This window comes from Arthrobacter sp. R3-55 (genome assembly GCF_054161505.1).
This window is the reverse complement of sequence record NZ_CP096423.1, coordinates 983,411-997,864: the sequence shown is the minus strand read 5'-3', so window position 1 is coordinate 997,864 and position 14,454 is coordinate 983,411. Positions and strand designations below refer to the sequence as shown.

Genomic DNA, 14,454 nt, shown 5'->3' with positions numbered 1-14,454 from the left:
GCCTTGGTAGGAAAAGCCTTTCCTGCACCAACTGTGATCTATGTCATGACAATATGTCAAGGTGATGTATGCACATCTCCAACGATGGAGAAGCGAACAGCCGCCGTCTTAGGCTCTTATCGGAACCCGGACTAAACGTGACCGCAAAGCCCTACCCGACCACCCGTCGTCGGGCATAGCGTGGGAGGCATGACACTGAACATCCAGGTAGTAGTCGATTGCAAAAAGCCGCATGACCTCGCCGACTGGTGGGCCGAAACGCTGGAATGGAACGTGGAGCCGCAGGACGAGGCGTTCATCCGGTCCATGATTGAGCAGGGGTTCGCCACCGAGGACCAAACCATCACGCACAACGGCAAGCTGGTGTGGGCCGAGGGCTGCGCGATCGTGCCTGCTGAGGACACGGACCCCAAGACCGGCCGGCGCATCCTGTTCCAAACCGACCCAAAGGAAAAGTCCGTCAAGAACCGCGTGCACTGGGATGTCAGGCTGGACGGCCGGGACAAGGATGACGTGCGCAAACAACTTGAAGCCCGCGGCGCCAAATACTTGTGGACCGCCAACCAGGGACCGCACCAATGGCACACCATGGCCGACCCCGAGGGCAACGAGTTCTGCATCAGCTAAGGCCATTACTAGACTCGGAGTGTGAACAACGATCTCCCTGCCAAGGTTTCCGACATCTTTGACCCCTCACGCTGGCGCACAGTTTCCGGCTTTGATGACTTCAAGGACATGACCTACCACCGGCAGGTAGAGCGTTCCGCGGACGGCACCACCAAGGACCTCCCCACCGTCCGGATCGCATTCAACCGCCCCGAAGTCCGCAATGCGTTCCGTCCGGGCACGGTGGATGAGCTCTACCGTGCCATGGACCACGCTCGCATGACGCCGGACGTTGCCACGGTGCTGCTCACTGGCAACGGGCCTTCGGAAAAGGACGGCGGACACTCGTTCTGCTCAGGCGGCGACCAACGGATCCGCGGACGCGACGGCTACCGCTACCAAGTAGAAGGTGCTGCCGGGGACTCCGCTGAGTTTATCGACCCCGCCCGCGCAGGCCGTCTGCACATCCTGGAAGTCCAGCGGCTCATGCGGACCATGCCCAAGGTGGTCATCGCCGTCGTCAACGGTTGGGCGGCAGGCGGCGGCCACTCCCTGCACGTGGTCAGCGACCTCACCATCGCCTCGCGCGAGCACGGCAAGTTCAAGCAAACGGACGCCACGGTGGGAAGTTTCGACGCCGGATACGGCTCGGCGCTGCTGGCCCGCCAGATCGGGCAGAAAGCCGCGCGGGAGATCTTCTTCCTGGCCCGCGAATATTCCGCGGAGGACATGGTTCGCATGGGCGCCGTGAACGAAGCCGTGGACCACGCCCGGCTCGAAGAAGTTGCCCTGGAGTACGCCGCTGACATCGCCCGCCAGTCCCCGCAGGCCATCCGGATGCTCAAGTTCGCCTTCAACCTGGCCGACGACGGACTGGCGGGCCAGCAGGTCTTCGCCGGCGAAGCCACCCGTCTGGCATACATGACGGACGAAGCCGTGGAAGGCAAGGAAGCGTTCCTGCAAAAACGCGATCCCGATTGGTCCAGCTTCCCCTACTACTTCTAGGACTCACCCAGTGGACATTGATCCCGTACTCAAAGCCCTGATGGCCGCCCTCCACGGCGAGGGTCCCGCCGTCGAAATCGTCCTGGACCAAACCGGCGCGCCACAGGCTGTCCCCGTAGAGACCGGCGTCGAGGACGCGGCAGTGGTGGTGCGCACCTCCGGTTCCACCGGGACGCCCAAGGCCACCGTCCTGACCATCGATGCCCTTGCAGCTTCCTCTGTATCCACGGCCATGGCCCTGCGCGGCGAAGGGCAGTGGTTGCTGGCACTGCCCCTGCAGTATGTGGCCGGTGTCCAGGTGCTGGTCCGCTCACTCTATGCAGGCACGCGGCCGTGGGTGATGGACCAGTCCAACGGCTTCACACCGGAGGCCTTCACCGCTGCCGCCGAGGAACTCACGGACAAGATCCGCTTCACGTCCTTGGTTCCCACGCAACTGCAGCGGCTCCTGGACTCCCCCGCGCCGGAAACCCTGGCCGTCCTGCGCCGCTTCAACGCGATCCTGCTGGGCGGCGCTCCCGCTTCCGCTGAGCTCCTGGCATCCGCTCGCGCCCAGGGACTCAAAGTGGTGACCACCTACGGCTCAGCCGAGACGTGCGGCGGGTGCGTGTACGACGGCGAGCCGCTGGACGGCGTCGAGGTCCGCATCGGCGAAGGCGAACTGGAAGGCCGCATCCTGCTCGGTGGCGACACCGTGGCGGCGGGATACCTGGACGCCGCCCGCGCCTCGAAGGCTGCATTCTTCGAAGAAGACGGCGTCCGCTGGTACGTTACCGGCGATCTCGGCGAGCTCTCCGACGACGGCACGCTCACCGTGCTGGGGCGGGCGGACGACGTCATCATCACCGGCGGCGTCAAGGCCTCTGCCGCCTATATCCAAAGCCGGTTGGAAGGGCTCGACGGCGTCACAGCGGCTTTCGTCACCGGCGTCCCGTCGAGGGAATGGGGCCAGGCCGTGGCAGCCTACGTTGCCGTGAGCGATCCTTCCCCCGAGGGCCTGAAGGGATTCACCGCCCGCCGCGAGCAAGCACTGGGGGTCCTCGCACCTAAAACGGTGCTGGCGGACACGGAACTCCCCATGCTTCCCAACGGAAAGCCGGACCGTATGGCCATGATTGACCAGCTTTCGACCCTGCATCAGGGACAATAGACAAGTTCTGCCATCACCCCCTGGCTCAAGATCAACCGCGAAACACACGAGGTACTACACGTGGCGACAGCTGCACAATGGATTCAAGGAGCCCGGCTCCGCACACTGCCCGCGGCCATCGCGCCGGTCCTTATCGGGTCGGCAGCGGCGTACGAGCTCCAAGCGTTCCGGCTGCCGAATGCCATCCTGGCCGCGCTCGTGGCGCTCCTGCTCCAGATCGGCGTGAACTACGCCAACGACTACTCCGATGGCATCCGCGGTACCGATGAGGACCGCGTAGGCCCCCTGCGCCTTGTCGGCTCCGGCGCCGCACTTCCGGAACAAGTGAAGTGGGCCGCGTTCGGACTGTTTGGCGCTGCAATGATTTGCGGCCTGATCCTGGTGATCATCACCCAGTCATGGTGGCTGATCCTGGTGGGCATCGGATGCGTCCTGGCCGCCTGGGGATACACGGGCGGCAAGAATCCCTACGGCTACATGGGCTTGGGAGACATCTTTGTCTTCGTGTTCTTCGGGCTCGTTGCCACGCTCGGCACCACCTATACCCAGGCCGGGCAGGTCAGCCTGGCGGCGGTGATCGGTGCGATCGGTACGGGCCTCATTGCCTGCGCCCTGCTGATGGCCAACAACGTCAGGGACATTCCCACGGATACTGCCGCGGGAAAGCGGACTTTGGCCGTGCGCCTTGGGGACAGGCACGCCCGTGAAAGCTACGTCTTGATGCTGGCGGTTGCCATCTTGCTGGTGATCGTCCTGGCACCCACCAAACCGTGGATGCTGATCGTGCTGCTGTTGATCCCGGCATGCTTGATGCCGGCCTGGCTGATGGTGAACGGGAAGAAGCGCAAGAGCCTCATTCCGGTCCTCAAACAGACCGGCATGATCAACCTCGGATACAGCCTGTTGTTCTCGCTGGGGCTGATCCTGAGCCGCGGCTTCTAAGTTTTTGTACAGCTAACGCCCCCAAGAAGGCTTCTTGGGGGCGTTAGCTGTACAAAAACTCCTAGACGGAGCCCGGGCGTTTGTCGTTGTTGACGGCGATGTCCGGGTTCTTTTCCACCAAGCCGTCCTCGGCTGCGGCGTCCTCAACCTCGCCGGCGGTCCTGATGGGCTTGGCCCGCCCGGAGAAACGTTCGCGCATGGCAGCCGTGGCGGCGTCGCGCTGTTTCTGGAAGAAGAGGTAGCTGATGGCGAACGCCATCAGCCCGGCGAAGATCACCGCCGGGATCAGCCCAACCCCCAAAAAGTAGAAGAGTACGAGCAACGGCGCGAAGAGCGCCAGGCGAATGAGGGAATACTTCAGGAAAGCCACCATCCAAGTTTAGCCGCCCCAATGGTTGCACTCTGATCACGGGCCTGCAGAGGGCGTCCGGTGAACGGCTTCCGGCGACTAGACTTGGTGCATGCTCCGCGTTGTAGGCGTCGTCGTTGTCCTGGTCATCTTCGTCTATGCCCTGGTGGATGTTATCCGCACGGACAAGCACCAAACACGCGGTATTTCCAAACCCGCGTGGATCATCGTGATGATCGTCCTGCCGCTGCTGGGTGCCATCCTGTGGTTCATCTTCGGCCGGCCCTATGGCAAGCCCACGGCAAAGCCCGTACGCCGCTATCCAACAGCTCCGGACGACGACCCCGAATTCCTCAGGAACCTGGAAACCCGACGCCGCAACCAGGCCGAGGATGAACGCCTGAAGAAACTCAAGGCTGACCTTGAAGCCAAGGAGCGTGAGCTGGGCGAGAAGCCCTCGGGCGGCTCAGAGGAGGCGACAGGCAACGGTTTCAAACCCGGCGATGCCAAGCGCAACGAGCCGGATCCCCATGACACCGACGAGCTGAAGTAGCCGAACATGGCCCGGCAAGCCGATGGTTCACGGCAGTCACCTTCCACCACACCATCAGCCAGCGGGCCATCCGCGCCGTCCGCGCCGTCCGCGCCGCCACCACGTCCGGGCATTGCTCTGTCCGCGCCGCCACCACGTCCGGGCATTGCTCTGTCCGCGCCGCCACCCATCACAGCGGTGGTCAAGCCACCCGGCGCCGCACGGCTGTCCCGAACCCTGTGGGTTGCCTCATTTGTGTCGGGAATCGCGGTTGTCGTCTTTGGCTTCCTCGGCCGTGACGCCAGCTTCGAGCGGCTGAAGGGTGTCATCTCAGGCATGGTTCCCGAAGGGGACGCCCAGTCTGTTGAGGGGGCCACCGCCGTCGTCTTTCTGGGAAGCCTCGCCATGATCGCCCTGGTAGTGGCCATGGAGGCAGTGCTGCTGGCGGTGCTTTTCAAACGCCGTGTCTGGGCCCGTTGGACCTTGGCACCCCTGGTCCTGCTGCACGCTGTGGTCACGGTGATCACCGCCGACTTCGTGGTGGCTCCGGGAGCGGACGGAGTCTTGACCACTGTATTGTTGGCGGCCCAGTTCATCCTTGCTGCGGCAGGGCTGATCCTGCTGTTCTTCCCCTCGGCTACTGCCTGGCTGCTCAGCGAAAAGTTCAGCGAACGGCTTACCGAACGGCGGGCATAGCGGCCAGCAACCCTTCGCAACTTCGCATCACCACACGGCACGCTTCCAGTGCCGAGGGCTCGGTCATGGGATTCTCGGCGATCAGCCGCCAACGGTTCAAGCAGGTCCGGGCGGCGTCGTTGACCTGCCGGGGATCCGCTTCGGGATCCAGGCCCAGCCTCAACCAGGCAGTGCTGCCGCGGCCACCCACCAGCCGTTCCGCTTCAGCTTCCTGCTCTTCGCCCAGTCCCACCCCACCGGTACGCAACGCAGTAAGGAGTTTGAGCTCCCGGAACTCGTGGGCCCCGGCCTGAAGCCGTTCCAACGCCTCCTCCAGCCGTTCTGCCCGGTCCCGCGGAGCACCGCGCACCAATGACTCCAAACCCACCACGACGGCCCGGGCCTTCAGTGCCTCGGCGCGGCTCTGGAACAGGTAGCCGATGCTGTCCAGCAGGGTACCCAGCCCGCTGCGTCGGGCGAGTTCGTGAGCCAATTCCGTGGGATCAGTGGTTCCGCCCCGGATCAGGGCAACACCCAAACGGATCCCGAACAGGCCGAACCTCTGGACCAAGGATGCCTTAATGGACGGTTCCAGGCCTTGGGGCCCCGGGGAGCGGACAAAACGATCTGCCGACAACATCAGCCGTTCCCGCTGGTTCCGGTCCATCTGCGCCAACAGCATCATGGCCTCACAGTCCGCTTGGCGCATGGTCCGTGAGCTTTGGGCCAGCAATCCGGCAACGGGGACCACGCCCAGCGCCAGGGGTTTGAGGTTTTGGTCCCGGCTGTACCTGTCGGCGATCACTGCTGCTGAAATCAGGGAGTCGATCCTTCCCGCGCCGATCTCATCTGCCCGGGACAGGACCGCCAGGGCATTGACGGTAGCGGATCCACCGGCTGCGGTGTCCTTGAAGGATTCCAGGAACCGGACATCGGAGGCGTGCAGGTGCCGCATGAGATAAATGACAGCGTCCGCAGCCGTGGGTTCGTCTTCGGGCAGCAGGAAAGCCGCTGACCGTCCGGAGACCTCCCCGGACAAGGAAGAGATACCGGGGGTATCAATCAACGTCAGTCCCCGGAGCCGGGCTGATGGCCAGTCCACCACCAGGCGCTCCACGTCCTGGGCTGGAATATCTCCCAGAGACAGGACCAGGCGGCCGTCTTCGCGCTTCACGGGAAGGTTTTGGGGGCCGCCCTTGAACGGGTAGAGGGTGATTCCGGGACTGTAACCGTGCTGGTACCACGTGACCACACGGGTGCATTCACCGGCGTCCGTTGGGGCGATTTCTTCGCCAATGATCGCATTGAGCAGTGTTGATTTCCCGGCCTTGACCATCCCGGCAACGGCAATGCGCAAGGGCCCTTCAAGCCTGCGGTCCAGTTCATCCACCACCGCGAGCGCGGCGGCGTCGTCGTGAAAGACCTCCCGTGCCTGCAAGAGCAGTTCCGCCGCTCCGGCAATTCCCGGTTCCATCAGCCGGCCGGGACTGAGGAGGTTGCGGGCCGGGGCGGGCTCTCCACTGCCGGTTCTTCCTGCAGCTGCCGGGCTTCCTTCGCCAGCGCATCCACGGCTTTGAGGCGGTTCCCTATCTCCTTGATTCGCATGTCCCGTTCCGCGGCATAAGTGGCGGCGGCTTTCTGTGCTGCCGCCACGGATTCCGCGAGTGAGCGGTGGTGCTCCTCGGCGATCTCCGTGAAATGGTCCCGGGTGGCCCGCTGAACCAGCCGCAACCTGTCCTTGAGTTGCTTTCCCACTTGGAACACAACATCATCCACGTGTTTCCGGACCAGGACCTTCGCTTCAGCTTGCCGTTGCTTGAGCCTGGCTTCCTTGTCTTCCCGGTAGGCTTTGCGGCCCAGCATCAGGCCCGCTCCCACGGACAGGGGGTTGATCAGGGCCATCCCAAAGAGGCCGGTCAGCAGGCCAAACATCAGCACGCCGCCGTAGGACCCGCGCATCCCGATCAGCACCTTCTGCATCGGTCCGAGCCGCCCGTCTTCCATCTCCTGGATGTCAGCCACGGGGTCCAACACTCCGCCGGTATCGGAGACCTTCAACGCAGGAAGGGCAACCTCGTCTTCGGAGAAGTGTTCTGCCACTTGCGTTGCCAACCATTGGGCACGTTCGCTGGTCCAGACGAAAGTATCCGAGACCGCGGCTGCCGTACTCCGCTCCAGCCACTGCGTGAACTGCTCCCAGGCGGGTCCGGGATCGCCTTGGTCAATGGCAAGTTCGGCCTCGCGTTGGATCCTGCGCAACCTGTCCCTGAGGTCATACTCCATGTCAGCGATGAGGTCCCCGATCCCATCGTTGAGGGTGATCTGCCAACGGGCTGAGCGTTTGCGCAGCGAATCGGCGTCGTCCTTTGCCGCGTTGAGGCCCGCGATCATCTGCGGAGTTCCCGCCGGATTTTCCAACGCTTCAAGTTCCGACTGCAGCGCCAGCCTGAAGTTTTCGCTGACGGACAACAGGTCATTGCTGACAGATCTGCGCTGAATCCTGGCCGCCCCGCCAACAATGTTGTTCCGCAGGTGGGCGATCAGCGCCGGAAATCCCGATTCGGCGTTCAGTTCGGCGTCTTGCAGCCTCGCGGCGTGGAGCCGCAGCTCCGAGGACACGGGAAACAGCGGAATGTCGGGGCCGACGTCAGCCAGGTGGTTGTGATCCAGCTCGGCGATCCGGCGCCAGCTCGGATAAAGGTCAGTCTTGGACAGTACACACACAACGTTGGGACTGATGCGCATGGCTTGGCGAAGGAACCTCATCTCCGGCTCCGTGAATTCCTGGGAAGCATCGGAGACGAACACCATGGCGTGCGCCGATGGGAGGGCCGTCAGGGTGGTCAACGTGTGGGTTGAACCCAGTCCGCCAACGCCGGGCGAGTCCACGATTACCAGTCCGCCGGACAGCAGTTTCCGGGGCAGGGAAACTTCGGCCGCCAAAATGTTCTCCGAATTACCCGGATTGCCCTTTTCGGAGACGTAGTCCGCCAGTTGCTCCAACTGCACCGGTTGCCGTTCCAGCCCTGTTTCCGGCCCGACGGCTTCCTCTTCGGAATCGGACCCGTTCCGGCCGGGAACCAGGACAACGGCCGACGCCGGATCCCCCTGGCGTACGACAGTGGGGACGGAGGTGGCAATGTCGTCATCAACGGGGCACACGGGGGCATTCACCAAAGCGTTGATCAGTTGGCTCTTGCCTTGCTTGAACTCACCCACCACGATCACACGGACGCTGGGATCCTGCAGCCGGTTTCGCGTATTCTCCAGGCGTCGCCTCAGATCGTTCCGGTCCCCCACCAGCGCCATACCTTGCTCCACCAACGTGGTCATGCGTGCTGTCTCGGTCACCGTGTGTCCTTTGCTCTCTCATTTTGCGTTGCTGCCGTCCCGGGAGGCCACGAAGTGCCCGGCAGACGGTGAACTGTCTGCCGGGCACTTCCGCAGTACTTCGCGCAGCCGGTTTCACTGCGCCGTGCACATCTGATCGGTACTAGTCGATTTCCACGTCGTTCTTGGCGATGACGGTTGAATGGTCGATGTCGTTGTATTCGACATCCAGCTCCACCTCGTTGTCCGCGATGACGGTGTTGTCCTGGACGTTGGTGTACTCGACGTCCACCTCGTTGTCCTGGATCACCGTGGAGTCGTAGTTGACCTGGACGTCTTCCACCGCGATTTCCTGCGAGTTGTCGATCTCCAGCTCGTTGTCCTGGATGACCGTGGAGTCGTAGTTGACCTGCACGTCTTCCACGTTCACGTTGGTGGAGTGATCGTCGGTGTACTCCAGGTCCACCTCGTTGTCCTTGATGATGGTGGAGTTCTCGATGTTCGTGTACTCCACGTCGCCGACTTCCAGTTCGGTCTCGTTGTTGTAGGAGTCTTTGTTGAACGAATCGTTGTTGGTGGTGTTGTTGGTGGTCTGCGAATTGTCCACCGAGTTGTCCTCGTTGAACGAGTCATTGAACTCCGCGTCGATGTCCACGTCCACATCGGTGTTGTAGGAGTCCTTGGTCACCGAGTTGTCCGAGTAGTCGTTGCCAATGGAGATGTCGTTATTGCCCCTGGCGTCCACAGTGACCGAGTTATCGGTCGAGTGATCGTCCGTGTTGGTGGTGGTGGTGGTCGTGTTGCCGGCGTTGCTGACGTCCTCGCCTGCAGCAACGGCGCCGTCACCTGAGGCAACCACGGCATCCTGGTTGAAGAGTTGCGTGACATCCCCGTCAGCCCAGATGTTCTGGTTGACCGATTGATCGGTGATGGTGTCGCGGTCGTCGATGGTGGTGGTGTAGGAGTAGTTGTTCACTACATGGACCAGCTGCTGAACGGCGTGGGCGTGGTCATCATGGTCGTCGTGGCCACCGCCACCGCCGCCACCACCGTGGCCGTGGTCGTCGTCATCATGGCCATCCCAGCCACCGCCGCCACCGTGGCCGTGGTCGTCGTCGTCGTGACCATCCCAGCCACCGCCACCGCCGCCACCGCCGTGGCCGCCACCGTGGCCATGGTCATCATCGTCGTCGTGGTCGGGGCGTCCTCCGCCGCCACCGTGGCCGTGGTCGTCATCGTCGTCATGGCCACCCCAGCTGCCGCCCCCGCCAGTGGAAGCATGGTTGCCGCCGGTGTTGTATTCGCGGTCGAAGGACGAACGGGCGTTGATCGGTGCGTAGTCCAGGACCACCGGGCGGACAGCATCGACGTCGGCAGAGGAAACGTCGCGGAGGCCGGCTGCGGCAAGGGCAGCCTCGGGGTCGCGGACAAAGTCCTCGGCGGCATCGGGATCGTTGAACAGGCTCATCAGGAACTGCACGAGCTGTTGTGCGAGTGTTGGCATTGGAGTGCTCCCTCAAATTCTGTGATGGGTGGTGAATGGCCCGGCACCTTTGCCCGGCTCTCCTTCAACGTATGGCCGGGGCAGGGAACGGGTCATCGGGGGTGGTCCCCCTACCGCGTCCCTCACCGTTAGGGGATGGCCCGGTTCTCCATTAGGGGGTGGAGGGGTTTGCGGTCACGGAGGTGGGTACCCATCCCCCAGTGCCAGGCGCAGACGGGCCAGGAGTTCGGAGCGGTTTTCAGCTCCCAGGCGTCGTCGCATACGCGCCACGTGATGCTCCGCCGTGCGCGGTGAAATATAGATGGCTTCCCCGATTTCCCGGTAGGTCTTCCCTTCCAGGAGCAGCCGGGCCACCTCACGTTCCCTGGCGCTGAGCCCGGACGGATCCCCCGCCGCTGCGGCGGGATTCTCAACAGCAGGGGCGCCCGTAACCTCATGCCGGGGCTCCGCCGTCCGGTCATGGCCCGCCGCAGCCGGAGCACCCTGCGGGTGGATGTCCCTGGCGCAGGCCAGCAGCCGTACCATCTCGCGTCGTTCCTCCGCATGTGCGGCAGCGTGGCCCGCCAGCCGCGCTCCTTCCCAAGGCATCCCGACGCCGGCCAGCCCGCGGGCCGCAGCTTCGACGTCGGGCGCTTCAAACCGGCCGGCCAACACCGAAACCCAGGCTTTGCCGCCAGCGGCGAGGACAGCTGCCAGTTGGCTGTGTTCGGAAGCCCGCACCAGTGCGGCAGCGTGAGGCGCCAGCCCGGCGGGGTCTTCGCTCAACAGCGCGGCCTGCACTGCCGCCCAATGCACGGGTACCGACCACAGCGGAGGATCGCCCAGCTTGCTCAGGAGTTCCCATGCGGTATCCAGATAGTGCGCTACGCGACGGGTCTCCCTCAACCTCGCAGCAGCAACCATCAGCTCACCCCACGGCAGCAGGCTGTAGAGATCCACGGACACGTGCATCATGGCTTCGCGTGCCTTGTCCCACGCCACCACCAGCCCGTGGACGTCGCTGCCACGCCGCGCCAACCCCACCTCCAGCGCTGCCAGCATCAATTCATCGCGGGGCACCAAAGACCAGTGGTTGGCCTTCACGGCCTCATTGATGGCCAAACGGGCCTCGTCAGCGTTGTCCTGCTGCATGGCTGACCAGGCCTGCAGGAGGAACAGCCGGGGACGGGCAGCATCCCCGCCCTGGCCCGCAGACAATGCAGCCCGCAGCACCTTCTCCGCTGAGGCAGGTTCCCCATTGTGGAGTGCGCACAGTGCTGCCAAGGCCCCGGGTGTTTCCGGCAAGGGAATGGCTGCAGCTGATGCGTTCATCATGTCCGAGGCCCTGATCAGCTCAGGCAATGCCGCATGCGGTGCTGGGCCAAGTGTCCGCCGAAGCCCCTCCTGGGTGAGGGCCAAAGCCACCGCAAGCAGGGTGGGTGACCCGGAGGGCGGACCGGCTGAGAGTATCTCCTCCGCCCGTCCCGCGTTTCCGGAACCGATCATGGCCACCGCGGCCAGCGGAGCGGACCCGTCCAACCTTTCCGGGCCAAGCCAACTGTACGTTTCGGCACTCCGGGCCAACATGCCGCGCTGCGCCCATACCGCCGCTGCCACGTCCACGCCCAAGCGGAGGTCGGGTGGCTCAGGCAGGGCAAGCAGCCTGTCTACGATCCTGCCGGCTCCGTCCAGGTCCCCGGTGGCAGCGGCGGCCTGCGCACGCTTCGCGGAGTTCTCCAGCCCGCTGTTCCCGGCCAAAACCGCTTCGGCATAAAGATCCACGGCCAGCTGCGGATCCGTATCCAGCGCGTTGTTTGCTGCGTCCTCAAGTTCCGCCGCAACGCGGGCGTCCTGTAACCCGCTCCTGGCGAGATCCCGGGCAAGATCGCCCAGGGGACGTCCCTCCGCCCCGACCTTCTCCACCAGTTCCCTCTGCAAGGCGCGGAGGTGGGGCGTCGGGGTTCGTTTCAGCAAGGCATAGCGGGCCGTCCCCACTACCGTTCCGTCGGACAGCAGCAGGCCTGTGTCCCTTGCCGCAGCAACGATCGCTTCCAGTCCTTCCTCGTTCTCAAGGCTCTGCGGCAAGGGTGCGGGCAGCATGAATCCCACGGACAGGGCAAGCAGCAGTTCGCGGACCATGGCAGACTCACCGGTCAGCTCCGGGATGCCCGGCAGGCCTGACTCGTCACTGGGGAGGGATTCCATGAGGGGGTGATCGGGTGGCCCGGGCAGAAAGTGCCCTGGCTGATGGTCATGTCCCGTCATGGGCTAGACCGCCGAGACCAACGCCGGGTCCGCAACCGGGGCGGTTTCCGAAGGTACGGGTGCCGGATCAGCGGTGGGTGGCGTGGCCGGGTCAAGCGTCGGCTCCGGCAACACCGGAGGCGGGTCCTGGGTAACGGTTGGTTCGGGCTGCGGCACCGTTGGCTCGGGCGACGGTGGCGGGGGCGGTGGAGTGACCGGGTCCGACGGAGTGCTGGGCGGGGTGGTGGGCTCAGTAATTGGCGGCGGCGTGGTGGGAGTTGTGGTGGGAGGAGGATCCGTGGGTCCGCTGGCAGCACCTCCAGTGGGTGCGGGCGAGGGCGTAGCGGCAGGCGGGGTGGTGGCCCCGCCGGGCGTGGTGGGTGTGCCCGGTGCGGCTGCACTGCCCGTCCCGCCGGTTGAACCCGTTGAGGTGCCGGCTCCCGGTCCGGCGCCCGTGCCGGCTCCCGGTCCGGCGCCCGTGCCGGCGCCCGTGCCGGCGCCCGTGCCGGCGGCAGATCCCGCCCCCGTACCGGTGTTCCCGGTTCCGGTGTTCCCGGTTCCGGTGTTCCCGGCTCCGGACCGGGCCGGACTCTTTCCCGTGCCGGCCCTGGTGACGCCGTTCCTGGCGCTGGCCTCAAGTCCAGCCGCGGGGTTTGCAGAAACCGGAGTCTCCCCGGCCTTCCCCGCACCAGCGCCACTGCCTTGGCCCGCGGAGGCCTGCGCACCGTCGTCGCGCATGACATCGGCAGCCTGGTTGCCGAACATGGTTGCCAGCAGTCCGCTGCCTTCCGGGCTTTGGGCTGCCGTAGCGGTGGCGATGGTCAGGACCGCTGCGGCCGCCGCGGCAGCTGCAGCCATCCGGACGCGCGGCCGTGAGGTGTGCCGGGCAGCTTCTGCTGACGGACGCTTCAAGACTCCCAAGGCTGGAGCATGACCGGCGACGTTTGGCCGGTGCGCTGCGTTGTCAGCGGTACCGGCGGAAAGTGCAGCATCCGGTTCTGCCGCAGGGCCGACGGCAGCTACGGCGGCACCACAGCAGATGGCGGACTTGGGATCGGCGTCCACGGCGATTGGCCGGCCAAGTTCCACGGAAATCAGCTCGGCCACCAAGGGAATGCGCGAGGAACCGCCGATCAGCAACACCGCACTCAGATCCTGGGCGTCAACGTTGATGCTCCGCAGGCTTCGTTCCAGTGCCAGCACAGTTTTCCGGAGGGGTTCCTCGATCAGCGCTTCGAATTCGGCCCGCACCAGGCGCACGGACTGCTGGAGTCCGGGGAGCGAGACCGACACACTGGATTCGCTGTCCAGGGACAGGGCTTCCTTGGCCTCGCGGCATTCCCGACGCAGCCGGGACAGGGCCGCCAGCATCTGAGGCGACATCGGATCCGTGTCCGCACCAAGGCTGAGGTGGCCCATCACGTGCCGCAGCACGGCGGCGTCGAAATCGGCACCGCCCAGGGTTTCAATACCGTCGGGACGGCCCAGCAGCTCGAAGTTTCCGGTTCCTGCTTTGCGGAGGATGGCGGTGTCGAAGGTGCCGCCACCGAGGTCGTATACGGCGATGATACTGCCGTCCTCCACCCGCGTCTGCGAGGCGTAGTGCAGGGCTGCGGCCTCCGGTTCACTGATGAGGCTGACGTCCCGGAGACCCGCAGCCGTGAGCGCTTCCAAGACCAAGGACATGCGGTGCTGCCCCCACGCCGCGGGATGCGTCATGATGATCGACGACGGCGCACTGCCCTCGCGCTCACGGGCCCTGTCCACCACCCACCCCGCCATGGTGGCGTACACATCCTCCGCGGCCAGCCATCGCTCTCCCACAGCAAGGGGAACGGAGTCACCTATCCGGCGTTTGAATTCCCGCACCATGTTGTGGGGATCATCCAAGCCCCTGCGTTCAGCCGCTTCGCCTACCAACACCCGGCCGTCGTCGGCGTAGAACAGCACTGAGGGCACGGCACTGCCGTGCAATCCCAACGGGAGGACTTCGGGGGTGGTGCCTTGATCAGGCCTAACCAGGGCTGCAGCGGTAAAACTCGTCCCGACGTCAATGGCGAGAACATAGCTCATGGGTACCTCGAAAGAACACGGCGCATCGCTGGCGGACTGCATCACAAGCGGGTTCTGAACAAGTT

Annotated in this window: 12 protein-coding genes; 6 read left to right on the top strand and 6 right to left on the bottom strand. The window is 64.6% G+C overall.

Going from position 1 to position 14,454, the window contains the following annotated elements; translation table 11 throughout:
* Nucleotides 1-189 precede the first annotated feature (189 nt).
* The 4 genes from M1D51_RS04755 to M1D51_RS04740 are packed head-to-tail and all read left to right on the top strand — an operon-like array spanning nucleotide 190 to nucleotide 3,703.
* Nucleotides 190-627, top strand: coding sequence for a VOC family protein (locus M1D51_RS04755; protein WP_172323840.1), 438 nt, complete (start codon nucleotides 190-192; stop codon nucleotides 625-627).
* Between the two features lie 21 nt (nucleotides 628-648).
* Nucleotides 649-1,611, top strand: a complete 963-nt coding sequence (locus M1D51_RS04750) for a 1,4-dihydroxy-2-naphthoyl-CoA synthase (RefSeq protein WP_458108722.1) — start codon at nucleotides 649-651, stop codon at nucleotides 1,609-1,611.
* A gap of 10 nt (nucleotides 1,612-1,621) precedes the next feature.
* A complete protein-coding gene (locus M1D51_RS04745; RefSeq protein WP_458108721.1) occupies nucleotides 1,622-2,761 on the top strand; it encodes an AMP-binding protein in 1,140 nt (379 codons plus the stop codon).
* A 60-nt stretch (nucleotides 2,762-2,821) separates the two neighbouring features.
* Nucleotides 2,822-3,703: a 1,4-dihydroxy-2-naphthoate polyprenyltransferase gene (locus M1D51_RS04740; protein WP_172323843.1), complete on the top strand. Its 882-nt coding sequence runs from the start codon at nucleotides 2,822-2,824 to the stop codon at nucleotides 3,701-3,703.
* Nucleotides 3,704-3,764: 61 nt separating this feature from the next.
* Here M1D51_RS04740 and M1D51_RS04735 read toward each other — a convergent pair whose 3' ends face one another.
* The gene (locus tag M1D51_RS04735) at nucleotides 3,765-4,076 is read right to left on the bottom strand and encodes a DUF4229 domain-containing protein (RefSeq protein ID WP_172323847.1); all 312 of its coding nucleotides are present in this window, start codon (nucleotides 4,074-4,076) and stop codon (nucleotides 3,765-3,767) included.
* Nucleotides 4,077-4,164: 88 nt separating this feature from the next.
* Between M1D51_RS04735 and M1D51_RS04730 the strand changes: the two genes are divergently transcribed.
* Together M1D51_RS04730 and M1D51_RS04725 are read left to right on the top strand one after the other, a co-directional pair.
* The gene (locus M1D51_RS04730; protein WP_458108720.1) at nucleotides 4,165-4,605 is read left to right on the top strand and encodes a PLD nuclease N-terminal domain-containing protein; all 441 of its coding nucleotides are present in this window, start codon (nucleotides 4,165-4,167) and stop codon (nucleotides 4,603-4,605) included.
* A gap of 6 nt (nucleotides 4,606-4,611) precedes the next feature.
* Complete coding sequence (locus M1D51_RS04725) at nucleotides 4,612-5,280, top strand: hypothetical protein (RefSeq protein ID WP_458108719.1); 669 nt, start codon at nucleotides 4,612-4,614, stop codon at nucleotides 5,278-5,280.
* Here the strand turns inward: M1D51_RS04725 and M1D51_RS04720 are convergent.
* The 5 genes from M1D51_RS04720 to M1D51_RS04700 all read right to left on the bottom strand — a co-directional run bounded on the left by M1D51_RS04720 (nucleotide 5,261) and on the right by M1D51_RS04700 (nucleotide 14,389).
* Nucleotides 5,261-6,736 carry a dynamin family protein gene (locus M1D51_RS04720; RefSeq protein ID WP_458109546.1) on the bottom strand — a complete coding sequence of 492 codons (1,476 nt, stop codon included), beginning with the start codon at nucleotides 6,734-6,736 and terminating at the stop codon, nucleotides 5,261-5,263. The two genes, M1D51_RS04725 and M1D51_RS04720, sit on opposite strands and share 20 nt — an antisense overlap.
* Complete coding sequence (locus M1D51_RS04715) at nucleotides 6,733-8,592, bottom strand: dynamin family protein (RefSeq protein ID WP_458109545.1); 1,860 nt, start codon at nucleotides 8,590-8,592, stop codon at nucleotides 6,733-6,735. The genes M1D51_RS04720 and M1D51_RS04715 overlap by 4 nt, the downstream gene beginning before the upstream one ends.
* Nucleotides 8,593-8,752: 160 nt before the next feature.
* Nucleotides 8,753-10,093 (bottom strand): IniB N-terminal domain-containing protein, encoded by a 1,341-nt coding sequence (locus M1D51_RS04710; RefSeq protein ID WP_458108718.1) that lies wholly within the window; start codon nucleotides 10,091-10,093, stop codon nucleotides 8,753-8,755.
* Between the two features lie 174 nt (nucleotides 10,094-10,267).
* Nucleotides 10,268-12,337 (bottom strand): LuxR C-terminal-related transcriptional regulator, encoded by a 2,070-nt coding sequence (locus tag M1D51_RS04705; protein WP_458108717.1) that lies wholly within the window; start codon nucleotides 12,335-12,337, stop codon nucleotides 10,268-10,270.
* Nucleotides 12,338-12,340: 3 nt separating this feature from the next.
* Nucleotides 12,341-14,389, bottom strand: a complete 2,049-nt coding sequence (locus M1D51_RS04700) for an Hsp70 family protein (RefSeq protein WP_458108716.1) — start codon at nucleotides 14,387-14,389, stop codon at nucleotides 12,341-12,343.
* Nucleotides 14,390-14,454 lie beyond the last annotated feature (65 nt).